At 71.9% G+C, this 21,489-nt stretch carries 18 protein-coding genes, 1 pseudogene and 1 riboswitch; of the genes and pseudogenes, 8 read left to right on the top strand and 11 right to left on the bottom strand.

The genetic code is table 11. From position 1 onward, the window contains the following. The first annotated feature begins 28 nt into the window (after positions 1-28). Positions 29-862, top strand: coding sequence for a GAF domain-containing protein (locus OHA21_RS01260; protein ID WP_328469225.1), 834 nt, complete (start codon positions 29-31; stop codon positions 860-862). Here the strand turns inward: OHA21_RS01260 and OHA21_RS01255 are convergent. Beyond that, positions 776-1,495, bottom strand: a complete 720-nt coding sequence (locus tag OHA21_RS01255; protein WP_328469223.1) for a nucleotidyltransferase domain-containing protein — start codon at positions 1,493-1,495, stop codon at positions 776-778. The genes OHA21_RS01260 and OHA21_RS01255 overlap by 87 nt on opposite strands. A 223-nt stretch (positions 1,496-1,718) precedes the next feature. On the opposite strand from OHA21_RS01255, the gene OHA21_RS01250 reads away from it, so the two are divergent. Beyond that, entirely contained in the window at positions 1,719-2,126 is a 408-nt protein-coding gene (locus OHA21_RS01250) for a DUF2752 domain-containing protein (protein ID WP_328469221.1), read from the top strand. Next, positions 2,123-2,641, top strand: a complete 519-nt coding sequence (locus OHA21_RS01245; RefSeq protein ID WP_328469219.1) for an RDD family protein — start codon at positions 2,123-2,125, stop codon at positions 2,639-2,641. The genes OHA21_RS01250 and OHA21_RS01245 overlap by 4 nt, the downstream gene beginning before the upstream one ends. 40 nt (positions 2,642-2,681) lie before the next feature. On the opposite strand, the gene OHA21_RS01240 is transcribed toward OHA21_RS01245, so the two are convergent. Continuing rightward, positions 2,682-3,491: an ATP-binding protein gene (locus OHA21_RS01240; protein WP_442875054.1), complete on the bottom strand. Its 810-nt coding sequence runs from the start codon at positions 3,489-3,491 to the stop codon at positions 2,682-2,684. Between the two features lie 77 nt (positions 3,492-3,568). Then, entirely contained in the window at positions 3,569-3,976 is a 408-nt protein-coding gene (locus tag OHA21_RS01235) for an STAS domain-containing protein (RefSeq protein WP_328469217.1), read from the bottom strand. A 156-nt stretch (positions 3,977-4,132) separates the two neighbouring features. On the opposite strand from OHA21_RS01235, the gene OHA21_RS01230 reads away from it, so the two are divergent. Then, positions 4,133-4,495: an ArsR/SmtB family transcription factor gene (locus tag OHA21_RS01230; protein WP_328469215.1), complete on the top strand. Its 363-nt coding sequence runs from the start codon at positions 4,133-4,135 to the stop codon at positions 4,493-4,495. Further along, the gene (locus OHA21_RS01225; RefSeq protein WP_328469213.1) at positions 4,479-4,973 is read left to right on the top strand and encodes an SRPBCC family protein; all 495 of its coding nucleotides are present in this window, start codon (positions 4,479-4,481) and stop codon (positions 4,971-4,973) included. Before OHA21_RS01230 ends, OHA21_RS01225 begins: the two co-directional genes overlap by 17 nt. A gap of 52 nt (positions 4,974-5,025) precedes the next feature. On the opposite strand, the gene OHA21_RS01220 is transcribed toward OHA21_RS01225, so the two are convergent. Genes OHA21_RS01220 through OHA21_RS01205 form a run of 4 tightly spaced genes read right to left on the bottom strand, consistent with a single transcriptional unit; the run spans position 5,026 to position 12,140 of the window. Beyond that, positions 5,026-6,273 (bottom strand): glycosyltransferase, encoded by a 1,248-nt coding sequence (locus tag OHA21_RS01220; protein ID WP_328469211.1) that lies wholly within the window; start codon positions 6,271-6,273, stop codon positions 5,026-5,028. Continuing rightward, on the bottom strand, positions 6,270-8,495 hold the full coding sequence (locus tag OHA21_RS01215) for a glycoside hydrolase domain-containing protein (protein WP_328478242.1): 2,226 nt from the start codon (positions 8,493-8,495) through the stop codon (positions 6,270-6,272). Before OHA21_RS01215 ends, OHA21_RS01220 begins: the two co-directional genes overlap by 4 nt. 9 nt (positions 8,496-8,504) lie before the next feature. After that, entirely contained in the window at positions 8,505-10,772 is a 2,268-nt protein-coding gene (locus tag OHA21_RS01210) for a putative bifunctional diguanylate cyclase/phosphodiesterase (RefSeq protein ID WP_328469209.1), read from the bottom strand. A 54-nt stretch (positions 10,773-10,826) separates the two neighbouring features. After that, on the bottom strand, positions 10,827-12,140 hold the full coding sequence (locus OHA21_RS01205) for an aminotransferase class V-fold PLP-dependent enzyme (RefSeq protein WP_328469207.1): 1,314 nt from the start codon (positions 12,138-12,140) through the stop codon (positions 10,827-10,829). Between the two features lie 16 nt (positions 12,141-12,156). Next, positions 12,157-12,271: riboswitch (SAM riboswitch) on the bottom strand. 37 nt (positions 12,272-12,308) lie between these two features. Here OHA21_RS01205 and OHA21_RS01200 point away from each other — a divergent pair. Together OHA21_RS01200 and OHA21_RS01190 are read left to right on the top strand one after the other, a co-directional pair. Then, positions 12,309-13,096: pseudogene (locus OHA21_RS01200) on the top strand (DUF1684 domain-containing protein). A 398-nt stretch (positions 13,097-13,494) separates the two neighbouring features. Then, positions 13,495-14,619 carry a M20 family metallopeptidase gene (locus OHA21_RS01190; RefSeq protein WP_328469203.1) on the top strand — a complete coding sequence of 375 codons (1,125 nt, stop codon included), beginning with the start codon at positions 13,495-13,497 and terminating at the stop codon, positions 14,617-14,619. Here OHA21_RS01190 and OHA21_RS01185 read toward each other — a convergent pair. Next, entirely contained in the window at positions 14,608-15,156 is a 549-nt protein-coding gene (locus tag OHA21_RS01185; protein WP_328469201.1) for an HD domain-containing protein, read from the bottom strand. The two genes, OHA21_RS01190 and OHA21_RS01185, sit on opposite strands and share 12 nt — an antisense overlap. 174 nt (positions 15,157-15,330) lie before the next feature. Here OHA21_RS01185 and OHA21_RS01180 point away from each other — a divergent pair, with 174 nt between their 5' ends. After that, on the top strand, positions 15,331-16,956 hold the full coding sequence (locus OHA21_RS01180) for a glycoside hydrolase domain-containing protein (RefSeq protein WP_328469199.1): 1,626 nt from the start codon (positions 15,331-15,333) through the stop codon (positions 16,954-16,956). A 58-nt stretch (positions 16,957-17,014) separates the two neighbouring features. Here OHA21_RS01180 and OHA21_RS01175 read toward each other — a convergent pair whose 3' ends face one another. The 3 genes from OHA21_RS01175 to OHA21_RS01165 all read right to left on the bottom strand — a co-directional run bounded on the left by OHA21_RS01175 (position 17,015) and on the right by OHA21_RS01165 (position 21,469). Beyond that, positions 17,015-18,115 carry an endo-1,4-beta-xylanase gene (locus OHA21_RS01175; RefSeq protein WP_328469197.1) on the bottom strand — a complete coding sequence of 367 codons (1,101 nt, stop codon included), beginning with the start codon at positions 18,113-18,115 and terminating at the stop codon, positions 17,015-17,017. An 83-nt stretch (positions 18,116-18,198) separates the two neighbouring features. Beyond that, the gene (locus OHA21_RS01170; RefSeq protein ID WP_328469195.1) at positions 18,199-19,821 is read right to left on the bottom strand and encodes a sensor histidine kinase; all 1,623 of its coding nucleotides are present in this window, start codon (positions 19,819-19,821) and stop codon (positions 18,199-18,201) included. A gap of 31 nt (positions 19,822-19,852) precedes the next feature. Continuing rightward, entirely contained in the window at positions 19,853-21,469 is a 1,617-nt protein-coding gene (locus OHA21_RS01165) for a sensor histidine kinase (protein WP_328469193.1), read from the bottom strand. Positions 21,470-21,489 lie beyond the last annotated feature (20 nt).

Below are 21,489 nucleotides of genomic sequence, written 5' to 3'. Positions count from 1 at the left end.
ACCGCCGCCGTTGTGGTACGACTGAGGGGTGGGCGACCACGCACGAGCGCCGGCGCCGGGCGCGCTGCCCCGGGCGGAAGCGTTCGCCGAGCAGGCCCGCCTGCGGTATGCGGAGGCGACCCTGCTGATGCGCCGGGCCCACCGCGCCCGCAACGAGGCCACCGACCGGCGGGAGGCCGCCGAGGCCTGGCACCGCGAGGTGCACAACGAGTTGCGCAGCCGGCGGCGGGAGGTAAGCGCCCGGACTGCCGAGGCCGCTCGCGAGGCGGCGGCGCTGCGCCCGGCCGGCCGTTCCGGGCTGGTCCTTTTCGGCACCGACTTCTGCGGCGTCCACGATCCCACCGCGATCATGTCGGCGACGCTGGCGGCCGCGCTGACGCTGAGCCAGGCGCGGATGGGCCACGTCCAGCTCTTCGACGACGCCTCCGACGGTTTGCGCATCGTCAGCCAGTACGGGTTCGGCCGCGACTTCCTGAACTTCTTCGCGCTGGTCCGCGACCGGGACACGGCCTGCGGGGCGGCCCTGGCCGAGGCGCGCACGGTGCAGGTGCGCGATGTCGGGCAGAGCGTGCTCTTCGCCGGCACCAAGGCGGGCGAGGTGCTGCTCGACGCCGGGGTCCGCGCGGTGCGCTCGATCCCGCTGATCAGTAACGGTCTGCGGCTCGGGGTGTTGTCGGTGCACTACAGCGCGCCGCACGAGCCGGACGCGGCCGAGCAGCACCTGCTGGCGACGGTGGCCTCGGCGGGGGCGCGCCGGCTGGTCCGCCCGCCGGTGCTACCGCTCGGTGGTGAACCGGCGGGCGACGGCGACGGTGCGGCGGGCGTCGCGCCAGGCGATCAGCGCGGTCCGCAGGCGCGGTGAGCTGACGTCGCGGCCGTCCCGGCGGGCCTGCAACTGCTCGATGAGCCAGGCCGGGGCGTGTGCCGCGGTCACCGCCTGCGTCTTGGTGAGCAGGTCGCCGGTGGCCAGCGCGTGCCGGCCGCGGGCCATCGAGGTCAGGCTCAGGTCGGCGATCACCGGCGACCGGAACATCCAGGGACGACGGGCGGCCCACGCCCAGTACCCGGTCAACTCGGCGCGCGCGGCTGCGCGTACGTCATCGGCTGTCATCTGCGGCAGGGTGTCGCGCGGAGGGCGACCGAAGATCGCCTGCCCGTGCCGAACCAGTTCGGCCCGGGTGATCCCGGAGAGGATGCGCTGCACGAGCAGCCCGTGCGTCCAGGTCGGATGCCGTGCGCCGTGGTCCGCCAGGCGGCCTGCGTCGACATAGACGCAGCCCAGGTTCAGTCCGCGTGCGGGCCCGGCGTCGAGGCGGCGGTGCAGCGCCACGAGCGTGTCCTGCCGGGCGGGCCCGGCGGTCAGCGCCACCAGGTCGATGTCGCTGACACCGGGCCGATAGTCGCCGGTCGCCAGCGACCCGGCCACGAACAGATCGGTCACCCACCCCAGGGCCGCCAGGTCCCGGCCGAGATCAGCGACGGCGGCGGGAAGCATGACCGCACTCTATGCAAGATTTTCCGGTACGGGTTCACGCCGAGTCCCCGGTTTTCCGCGCGGCCCGGGCACAACGCCGGGCCGCCCGGCGGGCGCCGGGCTCAAGCGACCGCTCACCCTTACCCATCACCCCGGACGACCTGGAATTTCGCAGGGTCACCGGGTCGCGCCGCCGGCGTGCATACCTCTATGATCTTCGAACTTCCAAGATCAAGAGGATTGAATGCGTGAGTTCTCCGTTCCCGAACGGCTCGGCGGCTTCGGCGCGCTCGTCGCCGTCGCGGCGGCGGCCTGGCCGGCGGTCAGCGCCCGCACCGGGGCGGCCCTGCCGTGCCCGCTGCGGATGCTGACGGGCGTGCCCTGCCCCGCCTGCGGCATGACGACCGCGGCCGTCGCGTTCGTGCGTGGCGAGTTCGGCGCGGCGTTCCACGCGAATCCCCTGATCTTCGGGCTGGCCGGCCTCACCGTCGCGTCGGGCGCCCTGGTGGCGCTGCGCGCCGCGGGCGTGCTCGGCAACCCGCGCCCGTGGTCGTCCACCCGACGGCGGCGGACCGGGTGGCTCGCCGGACTGCTCGCCACCGCGAGCTGGCTCTTTCAACTACATCGCACACTCGGAGAAGGAACAACGTGACATATCCGCCCAGCGACCCGTACGCCCAGGTCCCCCAGCAGGCCTACCCCACCCCCGCCGCGTACGGCGCCCCCGCACCCTACGGCGCTCCCCAGGCCGTCGCCGCCTATGCCGGGTGGTGGCAGCGTGTCGGCGCCTACCTGGTCGACGGCCTGGTCTATGTGCCCTTCGTCCTCCTTGGCGTGTTCCTCGGCCAGGGCACGGATGAGGTGACCGGGGCGACCACGATGAACGCCCTCTACCCGATCTTCGTCCTGCTCGGCCTGGTCGCGCACGGCTACAACCGCTGGTTCCTGGCCGGCCGCACCGGGCAGAGCTGGGGCCGCAAGGCGCTCGGCATCCGCCTGGTCGGCATCAACACCGGGCAGCCGATCGGCGGCGGCAAGGCGTTCCTGCGCGACCTCGCCCACTTCGTGGACTCGATCTCCTGTTACGTCGGCTGGCTGTTCCCGATCTGGGACGCCAAGAAGCAGACCTTCGCCGACAAGATCGTCAACACGGTCGTCGTCCGCTGATCCTCCGAAGCCGGCTCTACCGCGTGCGGTGGGGCCGGCTTCATCCGGACAGTTCTCCCGGGCCGCCGGTCTCGCGCAGGATCGCCCAGACGACCTTGCCGACGCGGGTGGGCAGCACGCCCCAGGCCTGCGAGGCGACGGTGACCAGGCGCAGGCCCTTGCCGTTGCCGCTGGGCGGCGGCATCCGGGGATCGTGGTCGTAGACGGCCAGGTGCAGGCTGGTGGCGCCGCGGGAGGCGGCCCGGCGCAGGGTGCCGCGGTGCGAGATGACGACGTCGATCGGGCTGCCGACGTGCACCACGGCGTTGGTCACCAGCTCGGAGACGACCAGGCGGGCGCGTGGCAGCAGAGCGGTCATGCCCCATTCCGTGCAGGCCGCGCCGACGATCTGCCGGGCGTTGGCGACGCTGGCCGGCACCGGCGGCAGCTGGAGCCGGACCTGGCTGGTGGTCGGGCGGTGGCTGGTGATCGCAGTGCGGGCCAGCCCGACCGTGCTGAACATGGACAGGTGACGGCCGGCGCCGATCCGGTCGAGCCGGCCGGCCAGCCGGGCGGTGGGCGGCAGACAGGCGACGACCGGCACCGGCGGGTGGAGCCGCCCGCCCTGCGCGGCGACGGTCATCCAGAGCGGCGCGCTGGCCGACCGGGGATCGTGCAGGTTGAGCAGGTCGAGCGCCAGCCCGGCGGGATGTTCGGCCAGGCATTTCTGCGCCGTCCGGTACGCCGTGTAGCCGAGCCCCCGGTCCCACTGGCCGTTGACGGTCAGCTCGATGATGCCGGTCTCGTGGTCCATGACGGCCGCGACCGGCGGGTCTGTTCCGGTGCCGGATGAGTCGCGTGGCATCCGCACCGGATCAGCACCACGCCAAGGTGGCGTTCGTTCCGTACGTGATCGGGTTCGCTTGACGGGTCACCCTTACGGACCTATCACGCGGTGGACGGGCCGGTCATCACCGGCACGGGTGAACCAGCGTCGAGAAGCCCCTCAAGAGTGTCTGCGGTGTTCGGCGCGTAGAGCGCGGTGGGCGGGCACAGGCCGGTGATCTCGAGCGCCTGGCGGACCGGGCCGTGGGCGCCGGTGACCTCGAAGCCGTGGCCGGTGCGCAGCGCCCGGGTGTACGCCACCAGCAGCACCTCGATGCACTCGCTGCCGATCGAATCCACCTCGGTCAGGTCGACGAGGACGGCGACGCGGCGGGACCGCTCGAACGCCCGGTGCAGGGAGCGGCGCAGCTCGGGATGGGCGGCCCGGTCGAGGCTGCCGGTGACGCGCACCCGCACGGCCGGGCCGGCCGGGGTGGTCTCGCGGCGGGTCTCACAACGCACGTGTTCCATGGGTCTGGTCTATCGGGACGATGTGTACGAATCGCGAACACGAGGTAATCCGGCGACCATGAACCGCCCTGAACTGCCCTTTCAACTTTATGGTTGACAGGTGACCCGGGCCACGCCTAGGGTAGTTTTCAACCAACCAGTTGAAACGAGGGTTCGATGCCGGCGGACACGTTGACCCGGGTCTTCTCCGCACTCGCCGATCCGACGCGCCGCGACATGGTGGCCCGGCTTGCCGACGGGGACGCCACGGTGAACCAGTTGGCCGAGCCGTACCGGATGTCGCTGCAGGCCGTCTACAAGCACCTCAAGGTGCTGGAGGACGCCGGTGTGGTGAGCCGGCCCCCGGGCCCGCAACCCCGGCTGGTCCGACTGGAGACGGAGGTGTTCGACGAGATGGACGCCTGGATCGAGCTGTACCGGGAGCGCGCCGAGCGGCGCTACCGCCGACTGGACGCCGTGCTGGAAGCCATGAAGAGCGAGCCGACGAATCGGGAGAAGGACGATGACCAAAAACGTTGAGGCAGCGATCGAGGCCGACCCCAAGCTGCCGATCATCCGCATCACCCGCGACTTCGACGCCACGCCGGAGCAACTGTTCCGCGCGCACACCGACCCCGATCTGTTCGTGCTGTGGAACGGTCCGGACTCGGTGGAGAACAAGATCGACTACTGGGACGCCCGAACCGGCGGTAGCTGGCGCTACGTCTCGAGCCGCATCGGTGATACCAGCGGCGAGGAGTTCGCGTTCCACGGCAGCTTCCACGAGGTGCGGCCCGGCCTGATCGTGCAGACCTTCACCTGGGAGGGCATGCCGGACGGGGTGTCGCTGGAGACGCTGCGGTTCGAGGACCTGGGCGACGGGCGGGCCCGGCTGCACGCGCAGTCCCTCTGCGACAGCTTCGAGGGCCGCGACGCCTGGCTGCAGAGCGGCATGGAGGTCGGGGTCAACGACGGCTACGCCCGGCTCGAGCAGCTGGTCAAGGACGGGAAGATCTGAGTTCGGCCCGGCGACCGCCCCGGCAGGACCGGGGCGGTCGTCTGCGCGTACGTCATCGGATCAGATCGTCGAAGACCGCGCCGCGGTCGAAGGCCATGGCGTGCGATCGCGCGCGTTTCTCCAGGTCGGCCCGCTCGTCGCCGGTCATCTCCAGGACCACCCGGTCCACCGCCTCGGCGAGTCCGGCGATGTCGCCGGCGTCCACGATCACCGCGGCGTCGCCCACCGCCTCGCCGGTGCCCCCGGTCAGCGTGGTGATGATCGGGCCGCCACCGGCCAGCGCCTTCTCGGCCAGCGCGATGCCGAAGGTCTCGACGAAGTCCGGTTCCGGCTTGGTCGGCAGGGCGTACGCGGCACATCCGGCCATCAGCAGCGGCTTCTCGTCGTCGTCCACATCGGTGAGGAAGACGATCCGGTCGTCCTCCTTGGCCATCGCGCGCACGTGTTCCAGCGCCGGCCCGGTGCCCGCCACCACCAGCTTCACGTCGTCCCGGCAGCGCATCTGGCCGTACGCGATGACCAGGTCGTAGATGCCCTTGGCCCGCGCCACCCGGGACAGGAACAGAACGTACTTGTCGCGCTGCAGCCCACGCCGGGCCAGCGCCGCGTCCACCGTGTCCGGGTCGATCCCGAGGAACGCCGACGAGTTGATCGGGGGGTAGCTGACCATGACCCGCCGCCGGCACTGCTCGGCGAAGGCGGTGCCGCAGTTCGCGTCCACCTCCTCGGCCGAGGCGATGATCTCGTCGCGGGTGTACTCGGAGACCGCCACCACCTCGTCGCTGGCCAGGAACGTGGTGAGCAGCACGGTCGCCGCGCCGAACCGGCCCTCGCGCAGGCAGTTGCGGATCACGTTGGTGACGTCCGAACCGACCGCCTTGGCGATGGTGTGCACCTGCGGGCCGAAGCCGGCGGCCCGGGCCGCGGTCACCGCGTCGTTGATCACCTGGGTGTGCGGGACCAGGTACATCGAGAGGCAGACCGTCGGCACCCCGTCGGCGAGCAACTCCACCAGCCGCCCGGTGAGCCCGGCCAGGTGCCGCCCGTCCGGCACCCGGTAGTCGCCGACCGCCTCGGGCCGTTCCACGGTGATTCCCGGGCTGTACGGCAGTAGCCGGTCGAGCGGCTTCAGCGGCAGACCGGCCTCCTGCAGCGCCGGGATCGGCCAGGTGAGCAGCCGGACGTCGTCGAAACCCCGGGTGAGTGCCACCTCGGCGAGGTTGCGCGCCTCACCGGAGTGTCCGCAGATGACCGGGTCGGCGCGGACCGCGATGACGAGGCGGCGGGTCGGTCGGCTCATCGTTCGCCCTTCGGGTGGAGGTTGGGAAGCGACGGCGGCCGGGACCGGTGACCCCAGGTGGAGGGTTCCGGGCCGAGCCGCAGGTGCAACCGTCCGCCGTGGTGGACGTCGGCCGCGGTCAGGTGGGTGCGGTCCAGTGGCCTGCCGTTGAGGGTCGCGGACTGGACGTACTGCGGGCGCGGGTCCCGGTCGATGCCGTCGACGCCGATCGGGGTGTCCCGGTGACCGCTGGTCTCGATGACGAACTCACCGCCCTCGACGTGCAGGGCGGCCCGCTCGAAGGCCGGGGCGTTGACCAGGAACAGGTTCTGCCCGGCCACCGGGAACAGGCCGAGGGAGGCCCAGACGTACCAGGAGCTGAGCCCGCCGGAGTCGTCGTTGCCCGGCAGGCCACCGGGTCCGGTGCCGAACTGCCAGGTCAGTGCGGCGTGCACCACCTCGGCAGTGCGGTCCGGGCGGCCGGCGTAGTGGTAGGCCCAGGGCGCCTCCATGTCGGGTTCGTTGTTCAGGCCCTCGAAGCGGTTCAGGGCGTACCCGGCGGCCATCTCGGCGGGCTGCGGGCCGACGCCGGGCTGCTTGACCGGGTCGGCGCCGTAGCCGAAGAACCGGTCGAGGCGGTCGATGAACGTCTCGTCGCCGCCGGCCAGGGCGATCCGGGCGGCCATGTCGTGCAGCAGCCGGAACGAGTAGTTCCACTTGCCGCCCTCGTAGAACTCCGAGTCGCGCAGCAGGCCGGTGGCCGGGTCGAAGGCGTTCACCCAGTGGCCGGCGCGGCGTTCCAGGTCGGCGGCGAGGCGGTGGTCGTTCAGGGCGCGGGCGAGCTGGGCGGTGCAGTGGTGGGCGTACGCGAGGTCCAATGTGTGCGTGATCGGGTGCACCACGCCGTGCTCGAAGAAGTCCTCGCCGTAGAGCCGGCGCAGATCGTCGACCATGTGCACCAGCGCCCAGGTCCAGTCGATGCCGGGCCGGCGCAGCGCGTGCGCGTCGGCGAGGGCGGTGTGCGCGAGGGCGCTGGCCTGCCGGAAGAACCGGTCGGCGCCGCGGGCCATCCGGTAGCCAATCGGGAAGTTGCCCTCCTCCTCGCACACCCGGATCAGCGATTCGAGCAGGTCGCCGTGGCGTTGCGGGGTGATCGCGGCGAGCAGCGGCAGCTGGGTCTTGTAGATGTCCCACATGGTGCAGATGTCGAAGGCGTACGGGCCGGAGTTGGGCCACATCGGGCTTTCGTCGTCGGCGATGCACGGCTTGATCAGCGAGTGGTAGAGGGCGGTGCCGAACACGGTGCGGCGCGACCGGGTTCCGCCGTCCACCTGGACCCGGCGCAGATGGTCCTGCCAGCGGGCCCGGGTGCGGGTCCGCACGGACTCGAAGCCGGCGCCGCATTCGCGTTCCAGGTTCGCCCGGGCCTGGTCGCCGCCGCGCAGCGAGAAGCCCATCCGCACCTCGATGCTCTGCCCGGCCCGGACCGGCCCCATGAAGATCATCCCGAAGGGGCGCAGCGTGGTGTGCCGGATGCTGTCGAAGTCGAGACGGGTGCCGCCCGGGATGAGCCGCCGGTCGTACCAGAGCATCTGCCGCCAGCCGGGGCTGTCCACCTCGATGAAGACCGACAGCGGCACGCCCTCCATCACCACCGTGCCCTGCGCCCGGCCGTATCCCATGCTCTCGGCCTGGGCGCGCAGCGGGACGGTGCGGCCGAGGTCGATGGCGAGCCCGCCGCAGGACAGGTCGACGACCACCCGGGCGCTGTCGTGGTCCGGGAAGGTGTAGCGGTGGACCGCGACCTTCTCCCCCACGGTGATCTCGCAGCGCACCCCGGTGTTCAGGTTGGCGGCGTAGTAACCGGGTTCGGCCTGCTCGTCCTCCAGCGGCCAGGACTGGCCGAGGTCGTCGAGCGGCTGGACCATCGGGGTAACGCGCACATAATTGTAATATTTCCGAATTGCCCCAGTTCCGGACTGCTGGAAGTGGGTGAACCCGGAGGCCTGCAGCCGGGGGAACATCTCCTCGGGCACGCCCTCGGTGTTCTTGGCGTACCGGCCGTACCCGGTCGGGTAGGCGCCGGAGTACGCGCACGCCGAGACCATGCCCAGCGGTGACGTGGCGCCCGGGTGGGTGTTGCCCACCTGCGGTTTCGGCCACCACCAGGTGGCGGCGAGACCGTGTGCGCGAGGCAGCTCGGTGGCCGCGGTGCCGATGAAAGGATCTACGTCGTCAAGGATGGCCGGAATCTAACCGGCCAATGCGCTCCCGGTGGTTTCCGCCAGGTGAACACCACTGGCGGGTGATCGCAGCATCCGGTCGAAATCGGGCGCCGGCAGCGGCTTGCTGAAGAAATAGCCCTGCACCGCCGGGCAACCCGCGGCCTGCAGCGCGTCCCAGTCGGACCGTTCCTCGACGCCCTCGGCGATCGTGGACATGCCCAGCGAACTGGCCAGCCACAGCACCGCCGAGATGATCGAGGACTTGCGGCCGTCCTCGGCGAGCCCGGCCACGAACGAGCGGTCCAGCTTGACGATGTCGGCGGGCAGCGACTTGAGCCAAGTCAGCGAGCTGTAGCCGGTGCCGAAGTCGTCCAGGGCGATGCGTACGCCGAGCTGCTTGAGCGCGGCCAGCCGCTCGCTGACGTCGACCGTCGAGGACAGCAGAGCGGTCTCGGTGATCTCCAGGACCAGCCGGGACGGGTCGAGGTACGGCACCGCGGCGAGCGCCTCGGCCACCTTCGGGACGAAGTCGGGTTCGGCGAGCTGCCGCGGGCTGACGTTGACCGACACGTAGCCGAGCCGGTCCGACCAGTGCAGCAGGTGCTCGATCGCCGAGCGCAGCACGTGGTCGCCGAGCGGCACGATCAGCCCGGTCTCCTCGGCTGCGCCGACGAACGTGTGCGGACCGAGGATGGCGCCGTCGGGCGTACGCATCCGCACCAGCGCCTCGGCGCCGATGATCCGGCCGGTGACGGTCGAGACGACCGGCTGGAACCACAGCGGCAGGGTGCGGCGGGGGTCAGCGGCCAGGGCCTGGCGCAGCCGCTGCTCGGCGGCGAGACGCTCCTGCACCGGGATCCGCAGCTCCTCGGTGAAGACCTCGAGGCGGTTGCCGCCGGCGCGCTTGGCCGCGTACATGGCGGTGTCGGCGGCGAGCACGGCCTCGTCCACGGTCGCCGGACCGAACGCGGTGGCCACCCCGACGCTGAGCGAGAGCGGCTGACCGGCCAGCGGCTCGTTCAGGCAGGCGAGGATGCCGTTGCCGACGCGCAGGCCGGTGCCGGCCGGGCCGGGCAACGCGACGATGAACTCGTCACCGCCGAGCCGCGCGATCAGGGCGCCGGTGGGGACGACTTCGGTGAGGCGTACGGCCAGCGCCCGCAGAACATCGTCCCCGCTGGTGTGCCCCGACCCGTCGTTGATCGACTTGAAGCGGTCCACGTCGAGGTAGATGACGCTGACCGGCTCCGCGCTGGCGGCCAGCATCGCGGCCAGGTCGTGCTCGAACGCCTTGCGCGACAGCAGCCCGGTCAGCGCGTCGTGGCGTACCTGATAGCTCAGCTCGGCCTCGTGATCACGGACCGCGGTGACGTCGAGGCAGTTCACGAAGATCATCCGCAGCCGGCCGTGCCGGTCGTGCAGCCCGGTGCTGTGCACCTGCACCCAGATCATCGAGCCGTCGTCGACGCGCCGGTAGCGGTGCGTCACGGTGACCGGGTCGGCGTGCCCGGAGAGCGTGTCGAACAGCTGGGCGGCGGCGTCGTCGACCGGGCGGATCGGCAGATCGGCGACGGAGAAGCCGGCCGGCAGCTCGGCGGGCAGGCGCAGCCATTCCCGGTACGCCGCGTTGGTGCGCACGAACACGCCGTCCGGGCCGATCATCGCCATCGGCACCGGCGTCTCGTCGAAGGCGACGCTGAGCTGGGCCTGGCTCTCGTCCAGGTTCTCCTGGGCGCGGGCCTCCTCGGCCTCGGTCAGCCGCCAGGACACGATCTGGAAGCCGGCTGCGAACAGCACCGCGACGCCGTGCAGCAGCGCCCAGATCAGCGGGTGCGCGAACGCCTTGTCGTGGTCGTAGGTGTGGTCGCTGAACAGGCTGCCGAACACCCCGTGGTGCAGGGTGGTGGCGACCAGGAACGCCCCGAACGGCGCCCAGTCGCGGTAGAGGGCGAGCGCGGCGACCGCGATGAAGAAGGTGAAGTGCGCCTCGGTGAGGCCGTGGCTGAGCGAGACGAAACCGGCGCAGGCCACCGTGAAGCCGAGCGCCACGGCGACCGAGCGCAGCCGCCGCGAGCGCAGCCGGGCGGCCGCTGCGATGGCCGGCAGGACCAGGCCGTCGGTGAGCAGCAGCGTGGGCGCGTGCTCGTCGCCCTGGAACACCCCGAACACGGTCAGCAGGACCATGGCGACGGCGAGCAGCACCGTCAGCAGCCGGTGCCGGCCCGCCCAGTCCTCGTCTCGTAGCCCGCCGCCGGTCGGAAGCCGGTCGCGCAGCCACCCCATCCAGGTCACCACGTAGGCAGCATCGGCGGTCCCGGTGGGCCGGTGCAGGATCCGCCGGGTAGCGGCTCAGGTGCGAAGTGCCGCGGCCAGGCCGGTGAGCAGACGGTCCACGTCGTCGGCGGTGCTGCCGAGGCCGAAGCTGACCCGCAGCAGACCGGTGGCCGTGGCGCACTCGCGGGCTTCGGCGGCGCCTGCCCCGGCGGCGCCTGCCCCGGCGGTGCCTGCCCCGGCGGCGCCTGCTTCGGCGGCGCCTGCTTCGGCGGTGCCGATGAGCCGCCGGACCAGCGGGTGCGCGCAGAACTGGCCGGCCCGCACGCCGATGCCGTGCTCGCGGCCGAGGCGCTGGGCGATGGCGGCCGGGTCGTGGCCGGGCAGGTGCAGCGAGACGATCCCGACCCGCGGCTGATCCGGGCCGAACACGCTGACCTCGACCGCCTCGGGGATCGCGCGCAGCCCGTCGCGCAGCCGGCCGAGCAGGGCCTGTTCGTGTGCGTGCAGGGCGTCGCGGTCGGCGGTGATCAGGGCGGCGCAGACCGCGGCCAGGGCGACGGCGCCGAGCAGGTTGGGGGTGCCGCCCTCGTGCCGGGCCGGGCCGGTGGCCCAGGTCAGGTCGTCAGGGCGGTCGCCCACGACGGCGCTGGCGCCGCCGCCGGCCAGGTAGGGTTCGGCGGCGTCCAGCCAGTCGGTGCGGCCGGCGAGCACGCCCGCGCCGAACGGGGCGTACAGCTTGTGGCCGGAGAAGGCCAGATAATCCGCGCCGAGGTCGGCGAGCGAGACCGGGTGGTGCGGGGCGAGCTGGGCAGCGTCGACTATGACGCGTACGCCGTACGCGTGCGCCACATCGGCCAGGCGCCGAACCGGCCACACCTCGCCGGTCACGTTGCTCGCGCCGGTGACGGTGAACACGGCCGGCCCCGTGATGCCGCGCAGCGCCCGCCCGCGCAGCACCCGGTCCAGGGCGGCGACCGCCTCGTCCGGCGACGCCGGGGTGGGCAGGCGCAGCACGTTCGGCCAGGGCAGCAGGTTGGCGTGGTGCTCGCCGTCGAACTGGATCGTGGTGGTGCCCGGCGGCAGGGCCCGGGCCAGCAGGTTCAGCGCATCCGTGGTGTTCCGGGTGAAGATCACGCTGTGGTCGTCGCCGGCGCCGGCGAACTCGGCCACCACGTCGCGGGCCAGCTCGTAGGCGATCGTGGACGCCTGCGACCGTACCCCGGTGCCCCGGTGAACACTGCCGTAGCGCGGCAGCAGCTCGGCCACCGCATCGGCCGCGGCCTGCGCGCAGGGCGCCGACGCCGCGTAGTCGAGGTGCGCGAAACGCACCGTCTCACCGCTGGGAAGTTCAACCTTGAGATCGTCGCCGACGATGTCGAGAGATGGCATGACCGCGCCTCCACGGGTTCGCCGTTTGCCGATGTCGGGTGACATCGGCCCGGTCCTCACCCGGGGCACCCCGTCGCGAACGGAAGGGTTGCCGGCCAGCGAGCCGGGGCTTCGCGCTGGCACTCATGACCTGCTGGGCACGGTAGCAGACGTGGCTATCGTTGGCGCATGACGATCTTGTTCCGGGACGAGTGGGAGCGGTGGCACGCCGGCCACGAGCAGCGGCGCGCCGCCCCGCACGGCTTCCTCGCCATCACCGGGCTGCACTGGCTCGACGCGACCCCGCAGCGCATCTCCGGCGCGCCCGGCGAGTGGAGCAGCGGCCCGGACGGGGTGACCGTGGCCCTGGGCGACGGCGAGCAGCTGACGCTCGACGGCGCGCCGATCACCGGAACCCACCGCTTCGACCCGATCGAGGAGCGGGGCGACGTCACGGCCGGCTACGGCGACGCGGTGATCGAGATCGCCCGGCGCGGCGGCCTGGATGTCGTCCGTCCCCGGCACCCGTCCAATCCGGTGCTGACCGCCTACACCGGCACCCCCGCCTACCCCGCCGACGAGAAGTGGGTGGTTCCGGCCCGGTTCGTGGCCTACGCGTCGCCCCGCCCGACCCCGGTCGGCTCGGTGGCCGAGGGCATCGAACACGTCTACGAGTCCCCGGGCGTCGTCGAGTTCTCGATCGGCGGCCAGGACCTGTCGCTGATCGCCTTCAACGGCTCCGGCCCCGGTTCGCTGTTCGTCCTGTTCACCGACGAGACGTCCGGCCTGACCACGTACGCCGCCAACCGCAGCCTGTTCATCCCCCGCCCGCCGACGACGGCGCGGTCGTGCTCGACTTCAACCGGGCCACGAACCTGCCGTGCGCCTACACCGAGTTCGCCACGTGCCCGCTGCCGCCGGCCGGCAACCGCCTGCCGGTAGCTATCGAGGCAGGCGAACAGAAGCCGCGCTACTGATCTGGGGCTGCCTGCCGCCGCTCACGACTGCTACCCGGCCCGGGAACCCACCCTGCTGGCGGCTCGCACCACCCGGCCGCCACTCAGACGCGTTTCGCGGACGGTGAAGCATGCCTGAGCGGCGGCTCGCGTTGCCCGGCCGCCGCTCAGGCACGCTTCGCGGGTGACGAGACATGCGTGAGCGGCGGCCCGCACCCCCAGCCGCCGCTCAGGCACGCCTCGCCGGGACGGCAGCGCGGTGAGCGGTGGGGAGTCCGGGGTCGGCTCGGCTTCCCGGCCAGGCATGACCGAGTACGTGCTGGGCTGACCGCGACAACGTCCGCCACCGCCGCTGAGTTCATCGACGCCGACGATTGATTCGGGGAAGATCACCCCGATCGGTCGATATCTTGGGGCTCATGGACGATCTCGATGTTCGATCGCTCAGCCAGGACGTCGATCGTGCGACGTCGGACGCCGGGACCGCGACGGCCTCGCCGGGGAGCCGGTTGGTGCGCCTGATCAGCGTGCAGTCCACCGCTGACCGGCCGGACGAGCTGCATCGGGCGCTCGAGATGGTGCTCGAGCTGGTCGGTCCGGGGTTCGAGGTGCGCCGGTTCGAGTCGCGGGGCAAGCCCAGCGCCCTGGTCGGGCCGAACAACGCCCGGGTCGTCCTCAACGCGCACCTGGACGTGGTGCCGGGCACGCCCGAGCAGTTCACCGCCCGCCGCGACGGGCACCGGCTCTACGGCCGGGGCGCCCACGACATGAAGTGTGCCGCCCTGATACTGGCCACGGTGTTTCGCGAGCTCGCCCCGCAACTGCCCTACCCGATCGCGCTGCAGCTGGTCACCGACGAGGAGGTGGGCGGCTTCGACGGGACCGGGCATCAGGTGGCGCAGGGCATCCGGGCCGGCTTCGTCGTCATCGGGGAGCAGAGCAACCTGCGGATCGTCACCGAGTCCAAGGGGATCCTGCGGGTGCGGCTGACCGCGACCGGGCGGACCGCGCACGCCGCCTACCCCTGGCTGGGGGAGAACGCCCTGGTCGCGGTGGTCGACGCGGTACAACGGCTACTGGAACGCTTCCCGGTGCCGGCCGCCGAGGACTGGGTCACCACGGTGAACGTGGCCAAGATCGAGACCGGCAACGAGGCGGTGAACATGGTGCCCGCCGACGCGTGTGCCTGGCTGGACGTCCGGTTTCCGCCGACGGACACCGATCTCGTCGCCGAGCTGCGCGAGATCGCCGGGCCGGGGGTGGAGCTGCACGTCGACGCGATGGGTGCGCCGCACCACGCCGATCCGGCCGGCGCCGAGGTGCGGGCGTTGCAGCAGGCGGCCGCCGCGGTGGGCTACGACGGGTCGCTGTTGCGTAAGCACGGCGCGGCGGACGGCCGGTTCTACTCGGCGCACGGCATCGACGCGGTGATCTTCGGGCCGGGCGGCGACGGTCAGCACGGTCCGGCCGAGTACGTGGATCTGCGCACGCTGCGCCCGCACCGTGACGCGCTCCGCACCTTCCTGTGGTCGCTAGCGCAGTAGCGCCTCGACGCGGGCGGCGGTGGCCCGCAGGTACGGCCGGCGGTCCGCGTCGACCAGGGCGTTCACCGAGCAGGGGCCGTGGCGCAGCAGCATCTCCGCGTACCGCTGCTCGGTGTCGACCCGCTCGCCGCGCGGGCCGACCGTCTGGTCGGCGTAGGTGAGCGCGTCGGCCATCAGGCTGCGCTCGTCGGCGAAGACGGCGAGCTGGTCGGTGAAGCCGCGGGCGGCGGCCACGAAGCGGGCGCCCGAGTGGTACGCGACCAGGCCGGCGACCCGGGCCGGCCAGCCCTCGCCGGTCAGGTGGACGGCGCCGTCGAGCGGGTGGAAGCCGGTGTGCGCGATCGGTTTCGCGTACCCGATGTCGTGCAGCCAGGCCGCCGCGACCAGCACGTCCGGGTCGAGGCCGAGCCGGTCGGCGAGGCCGGCGGCCCGCTCGGCGACGCCGGCGCTGTGCCGCCACCGGTCGCCGCTGTCACCCAGCAGTGTCTCGGCGAGGTGGCGTGCCGCGTCGGCCCGGGTGGTCAGCAGGGCGGTCATTGCCTGAGGTTAGTCCCGCGCAGGTGAACAACGGCCGAACAAGCCATGGCGGGTGGCTGAATGCGGCGGCCTGGCCGTTCGGGTGATCGTTACCGGCCGATCGGTCCTGTGCAGGGACCGGAACGTTTGCTTCCCTCGATGGGCTTCCCCTATTGCCGACGACAGGTCCGATAAATGAATGCAACGCCCAAGCCCGGGCGTCACCGGCTCAACCCCCGCCGGCTCTTCAGGTATCGGAAGCGACTACTCGGCGCGTTCGTCGTGGCACTCTGCGTCGCCCCGCTCGCCCTGGTGAACGGGAACGCGACCGCTGCCACCGCCCCACTTCCGCCGCAGCCGGGCACCTTCAAGGGGTACGCGTTCGACGCCTGCACCGCGCCGTCCAGCGACGCGATGAAGGGCTGGCTGCAGTCGAAGTACCGCGGGGTCGGCATCTACTTCGGCGGCGTCGCCCGGGGGTGTACGCAGGCCAATCTGACTCCGGCCTGGGTCAAGGAGCAGATCAACCGCGGCTGGAAGCTGCTGCCGATCTACGTGGGCCCGCAGGCCAGCTGCACCGGCGCGTCGGCCAAGACCCGGATCACCAACAGCAAGGCGGGATCGCAGGGCCGGGCCGCCGCGGAGGACGCGGTCACCCAGGCGCTGAAGTTGGGGCTCTCCCGGGGCAGCGTGCTGATCTACGACATGGAGGCGTACGCGACCAACGACGCCGCCTGCGAGGCCGGCGTGCTCGCGTTCATGAGCGCCTGGACGGCCCGGCTGCACGACCACGGTTACTTCTCCGGGTACTACAGCAGCGTCAGCTCCGGCATCGCCGACCAGGTCGCGGTCTACAACAAGGCCGGGTACGTGCGGCCGGACTACGTGGACTTCGCCCGCTGGGACAACGTGGTGACGGTCAACGACAAGGCGATCCCGGCGACGTACTGGGCGCCGCACCGCCGGATGAAGCAGTACGGCGGGCCGCACAAGGAGACCTGGGGCGGCCACACCATCAACATCGACAGCAACTACGTCGACTTCGCCCCGCTGCCCGCCGCCAAGCTCGGCGACTGGACGCGCAACGGCTGGTCGGACGTGGTGGCGCGGACCAAGAGCACCGGCAACCTGTACGCGTACCCCGGCAACGGCACGGTCGTGACCGAGAGCGCGCGTACCCACATCTCCGGCGGCTTCGCCAGCGCGAACGCGCTGATCCGGATGGACCTCAACCGCGACGGCATCCAGGACGTGATCGCCCGGCTGAGCAACGGGGCGATGTACTTCTATCCCGGCCGCAGCACCGGCAAGCTGGGCCCGCGCAAGAAGTTGTACAGCAACATGAAGCACCTGCGGGAGATCACCGCGATCGGTGACTTCAACAAGGACGGCTACCCGGACATGCTGGCCGCGCAGACCAGCAACGGCAACGTCTACCTGTACCCCGGCGCCAAGGGTGTCAAGTTCGGCAAGCGCAAGATGCTGGCCAACGGCGACTGGAACAACCGCAGCGAGTTCACCGGGGTGGGCGACTTCAACCGGGACGGCTTCCAGGACCTGGTGGTCAAGCTGAACAGCAACGGCGGGATCTACCTGTACCCCGGCAAGTCGGGCGGGTTCAAGGCGTCGGTGAAGATCGGCTCGGGCAAGGGGCTGCGGGACTTCACCGGCATCGGGGACTTCGACCGGGACGGCTCGGCCGACATGGTGGGCGTGCAGGCGGCCACCGGCTACCTGATGCTCTACCGGGGCACCGGCAAGGTTCTGCGTACGCCGATCCGGATCTCGACCGGCTACAAGGGGCGTACCCCGCTGTTCTGATCGTCAATGTGATGCCGGGCCGCAGCGAAATGCTGCGGCCCGGTGTCGTTTCAGGAGATCAACGGCGGCGGGCCTGCGCCAGGCCTTCGCGCAGCGCGAAGTAGGCCGGCTTGCGGGTGAAGTCGTCCCACATCACCGTCGCGGCGCCCTCGGCCGGGAAGAAGACCGGCACCCAGGAGTACTTGTCGGTGAAGCCCCAGATGGTGAACGAGTTGCAGTCGTCGACGGCCAGGCAGGCGTCCAGGACGGTCCGGTAGTAGCGGGCCTGGGTGGCCAGCTGCTCGGCGGTCGGCACGCCGCCCTCGGGCAGGTCCATCCGCACGTCGAGCTCGGTGATCGCGGTGTAGAGGCCGAGGTCGTCGAAGCGCTGCAGGACGGCCCCGAGCTGGTCCGGCGCGCCGTAACGCATGCTCAGGTGGGCCTGCGAGGCGAACCCGTGCAGCGGCACCTTCGCGGCGAGCAGTTCCTTGGCGAGCGCCTCGTACGCGTCGACCTTGGTGCCCGGCCAGTCCACCCCGTAGTCGTTGAGGAACAGCTGCGCCCGCGGGTCGGCCTGGTGTGCCCAGCGGAACGCGTCGGCGACGATGCCCGGGCCGAGCTCGCGGATGAAGATGTTCTCCTGCCGGTACTCGCCGTTCTCGTTGAAGATCTCGTTGGCAACGTCCCACTGGTGGATCTGCCCGCGGTAGCGGCCGACCACGGTGTAGATGTGGCTCTTCAGGATCTGCCGCAGCTCGGCCTTGGTGAAGGTGCCCTCGGTGAGCCAGGCCGGGTTCTGGCTGTGCCAGAGCAGCGTGTGCCCGCGCACGGCCTGCCCGTGCTGCCGGGCGAACTTCACGATCGCGTCGGCCGGCCCGAAGTTGTACCGGTAGCGCTCGGGGTGGATGAACTCCCACTTCATCTGGTTCTCCGGGGAGACCGAGCTGAACTCGCGGGCCAGCACCTTGCGGTACTGCTTGTCGTTGGGGAACGGGTCCGGATAGGGCTGGTCGACGTGGTGCCCGCCGCCGGCCACTGCGGAGCCGACCCGCAAGTCTCGGGGTGCGGCCGATCGCAGGGTCTTGCCGTGGTCATGCCCGGCTTGCACTGGTTGGGCGGTGAAACCGAGGAGTGCCGCGGTGGCGAGGACGGCCACGGTGGCAAGGGACGGCTTTCTCAAGGTGACTCCTCCGAGGAAAGCGAAGCGCGTAACTTTCGGTGGTCCCTCGTAAGTTATGCGGAGTCACCATGTGCGTCAATGCATCAGGGCAGCGTGAAGACGAAAGCGGTGCCTCCGCCCGGGTTGTCCGCCACCCGGATCGACCCGCCGTGGCGGTCGACGATGCGCAGGCAGCTGGAGAGCCCGATGCCGTGCCCGGTGGCGGGCGCGTCGTCGAGCCGGGTGAACATGTCGAAGACCCGGCTGCGCTGCTCCGGCGGGATGCCCACACCGTTGTCGGCCACCCGGATCTCGCCGCCGGTCGCGGTCACCGTGACCACGCAGGGCCGGTCGGGATGCCGGTACTTGACCGCGTTGGCGACCAGGTTCTGCAGCAGTTGCCGGATCAGCACCGGGTCGCAGGCGGCCACCGGAAGCGGCTCCGGCACGTCGACCCGGGCCCCCGCCTCCTCGATCGCCCCGCGCAGGTCGGCGAGCACCTGCTCGAGGATGTCGCCGAGGTCGACCGGCACCCGGCGCACCGGGGCGCTGCCCGCCTGCGCGTACCCGAGCAGCGACCGGATCAGGTCGCGCATCCGGGTCACCGCCCGGCTCGCCGCGTCCACCCACCGGCGGGCGTCCTCGTCGACGACGTCCTCCAGCAGCTCCAGGTAGCCGCCGACCGCGCCCAGCGGGGCGACCAGGTCGTGGCTCACCGCGCCGGCGAAGTTGCTCAGGTCGGCGTTGGAGCGGCGCAGCTCCTCGTTCGCGGTGGCGAGCTCGCGCCGGGCCTGCTCGATGGCCCGCTGCTGAGCCCGGTCGCGGGTCACGTCGGTCATCGCCACCACGGCGCCCATCGCCCGGCCGCCCGGACCGGTCAGGGCCCGGCCGCTGGCGGTGACGTGCACCGGATCCCCGGTCCGCCGCTGGATCACCAGCTCAGCGTCGGTGACAGCGCCCTCGCGCAGGGCTCGGAGCAACGGGACCCGCTCGGGGTCCAGCCGGGTCCGGCCGTCGGTCTCGTACAGCGAGTACCGGTCGGAGAAGTCCCACGGGTCGACGGCCGGGTCGGCGTCCAGCCCGTGCCAGTCGCGGGCGGCCCGGTTGAACAGGTTGAGCCGGCCGTCCTCGTCGCAGGCCACCACGGCCACGTCGATGGTCTCCAGCAGCGTGTCGGTCCAGCGCTGGCGGGCCTCCGCGATGACCGCCAGCTCCCGGTTGAGGCGCGCCTGCCGGCGGCGCTCGAACAGGGCCAGGATGATCGCGGCGAGGTCGGTGAGCCGGGCGATCTGGCCGTCGTCCAGGGCCGCCGGTTCGGAGTGGAAGACGCAGAGCGAGCCCAGCGCGTGGCCGTCCGGGGTGATCAGCGGCGCCGAGGCGTAGAACCGCACGTCGGCGAGGACCCCGGTGACCCACGGGTTGTTCCGGAAGGTGGGGTCCACGCTGGCGTCCGGCACGTAGGTGAACTGCCCGGTCTCGAACCGGACCGCGCACATCGAATCGGACCGCGCCGAGTCGCCGCCCTCGAACCCGACCGTGGTGAGCTGGCACTGCCGGTTCTCGTCGATCAGGTTCAGGGTGGCGTTGGGCACGCCCGCGATCGCGGCGGCGACCCGGACCACGGCCTCCAGCTCGTCGCCGGCCGGGGAGTCGAGCAGCCGGTACTCGTGCAGGGCGGCCAGCCGCTGCCGTTCCCGCTCCCGCTCCCCTGCCGCGACGAGATCCACCTCTGTCCGATCGGCAGTCTCATCGGACTTCTTACCCGGCCGGCCCGGGCAGCTGGAACACGACCGTCACACCGCCCTGCGGGTTCTCCTCCATCCGGATGCGGCCGCCGTGCCGGTCGACGATGCGCAGGCAGCTGGCCAGGCCGATGCCCTGCCCCTCCTCGGCGCGCGGGTCCAGGCGGGTGAACATGTCGAAGACCCGGTCGCGGTGCTCGGCCGGCACGCCGAGGCCGTTGTCGGCCACCGCCACCCCGTCGCCGTCCGCGCTCACCGTGATCCGGCACGGCCGCCGCGGATGCCGGTACTTCACCGCGTTCGCCAGCAGGTTCTGCAGCAGCTGCCGGATCAGCACCGGGTCGCAGGAGAGCACCGGCAGCGGTCCGGTCACGCTGACGCGTGCCCCGGCCGCCTCGATCTCGGCACGCAGGTCCAGCATTGCCTGGTCGAGGAGGTTCTTCAGGGGTACGCGTACGCGCCGCACCGGTGCGCTGCCGGCGCGGGCGTAGTCGAGCAGCGCGACGATCAGGTCCCGCATCCTGACGACCGCCCGTCCGGCGGCGTCCGCCCACCCGAGCGCCCGGCCGTCCAGATCGTCGGCGATCAGCTCCAGTGCGCCGCCCACCGCGGCCAGCGGAGCGACCAGGTCGTGGCTGACCGCGCCGGCGAAGTTGGTCAGGTCGGCGTTGGAACGGCGCAGGTCGGCGTTCGCCGCGGCCAGCCGGTCCCGGGCCTCGTCGAGCAGCCGCCGCCGGGTCGCCTCGGCGGTCACGTCCTGCAGCGCCACCACCGCCCCGAGCACCGCGCCGCCGTCGGCCTGCAAGGCTCGCGCGTTCGCCCGTACCCGGCGCGGCCCGGCACCCGGCCGCCGGATCAGCATCTCCCGGCCGGTGACCGGACCGCGCCCGGACATCGCCACCATCAGGGGGATCTCGTCGTCCGGGACCGGGGTGCCGTCCAGCTCGTACAGCGAGTAACGGCCGGCCACGTCCACCGGCGCCGCCGCCAGGTCCACGTCCGGGGCGTGCAGGTCGCGGGCCGCCCGGTTGAACATGGTGACCCGGTAGCCGGGGTCGATCGCGATCACCGCGACGTCGATGGTGTCCATCACCGTCTCGGTCCACTGCTTGCGGGCCTCGTTCCCGGCGGCCAGCTCGGCGGTGAGCCGGGCGTGCCGGCGGCGCTCGAAGAACGCCACGACGATGGCGGCCAGGTCCTCGAGCCGGCCGATCTGCGCGGCGGTCAGCTCCCGCGGCACGCCGTCGAAGACGCACAGGGTGCCGAGCACCGAACCACGCGGGGTGACCAGCGGCGCGGAGGCGTAGAAGACGATCGAGCCGAGGGCGCCGGTGACCCACGGGTTCGAGCGGTAGTCCGGGTCGAGGCGGGCGTCCGGCAGGTGGACGAACCGGCCGGCGTCCAGGCGTACCGCGCACATCGCCTCGGAGCGGGCGCAGTCGCGGCCCGGGAAGCCGACCGTGGTCAGCTGGCACTGCCGGCGGTCGTCGATCAGGTTCAGGGCGGCCGTCGGGACCCCGGCCACCGCCGCCGCGACCCGGACCACCGCCTCCAGCTCCTCCTGCGGCGGCGTGTCGAGCACCTGGTACTCGTGCAGCTCGGCAAGCCGCCGCCGCTCCCCGTCCACCGTCACCTGATCCCTATCGGCACCCT

Origin of the sequence: Actinoplanes sp. NBC_00393 (assembly GCF_036053395.1) — a bacterium.
Classification (GTDB): Bacteria; Actinomycetota; Actinomycetes; order Mycobacteriales; family Micromonosporaceae; genus Actinoplanes.
The sequence above is the reverse complement of the archived record's forward strand: the minus strand, read 5'-3'. Positions and strand labels throughout refer to the sequence as shown.

Bases quoted from the DNA above. Each gene is read 5' to 3' on its own strand.
- OHA21_RS01255 (WP_328469223.1), bottom strand. From the start codon at position 1,495: ATGCTTCCCGCCGCCGTCGCTGATCTCGGCCGGGACCTGGCGGCCCTG.
- OHA21_RS01250 (WP_328469221.1), top strand. From the start codon at position 1,719: ATGCGTGAGTTCTCCGTTCCCGAACGGCTCGGCGGCTTCGGCGCGCTC.
- OHA21_RS01235 (WP_328469217.1), bottom strand. From the start codon at position 3,976: ATGGAACACGTGCGTTGTGAGACCCGCCGCGAGACCACCCCGGCCGGC.
- OHA21_RS01230 (WP_328469215.1), top strand. From the start codon at position 4,133: ATGCCGGCGGACACGTTGACCCGGGTCTTCTCCGCACTCGCCGATCCG.
- OHA21_RS01225 (WP_328469213.1), top strand. From the start codon at position 4,479: ATGACCAAAAACGTTGAGGCAGCGATCGAGGCCGACCCCAAGCTGCCG.
- OHA21_RS01220 (WP_328469211.1), bottom strand. From the start codon at position 6,273: ATGAGCCGACCGACCCGCCGCCTCGTCATCGCGGTCCGCGCCGACCCG.
- OHA21_RS01205 (WP_328469207.1), bottom strand. From the start codon at position 12,140: ATGCCATCTCTCGACATCGTCGGCGACGATCTCAAGGTTGAACTTCCC.
- OHA21_RS01190 (WP_328469203.1), top strand. From the start codon at position 13,495: ATGGACGATCTCGATGTTCGATCGCTCAGCCAGGACGTCGATCGTGCG.
- OHA21_RS01185 (WP_328469201.1), bottom strand. From the start codon at position 15,156: ATGACCGCCCTGCTGACCACCCGGGCCGACGCGGCACGCCACCTCGCC.
- OHA21_RS01180 (WP_328469199.1), top strand. From the start codon at position 15,331: ATGAATGCAACGCCCAAGCCCGGGCGTCACCGGCTCAACCCCCGCCGG.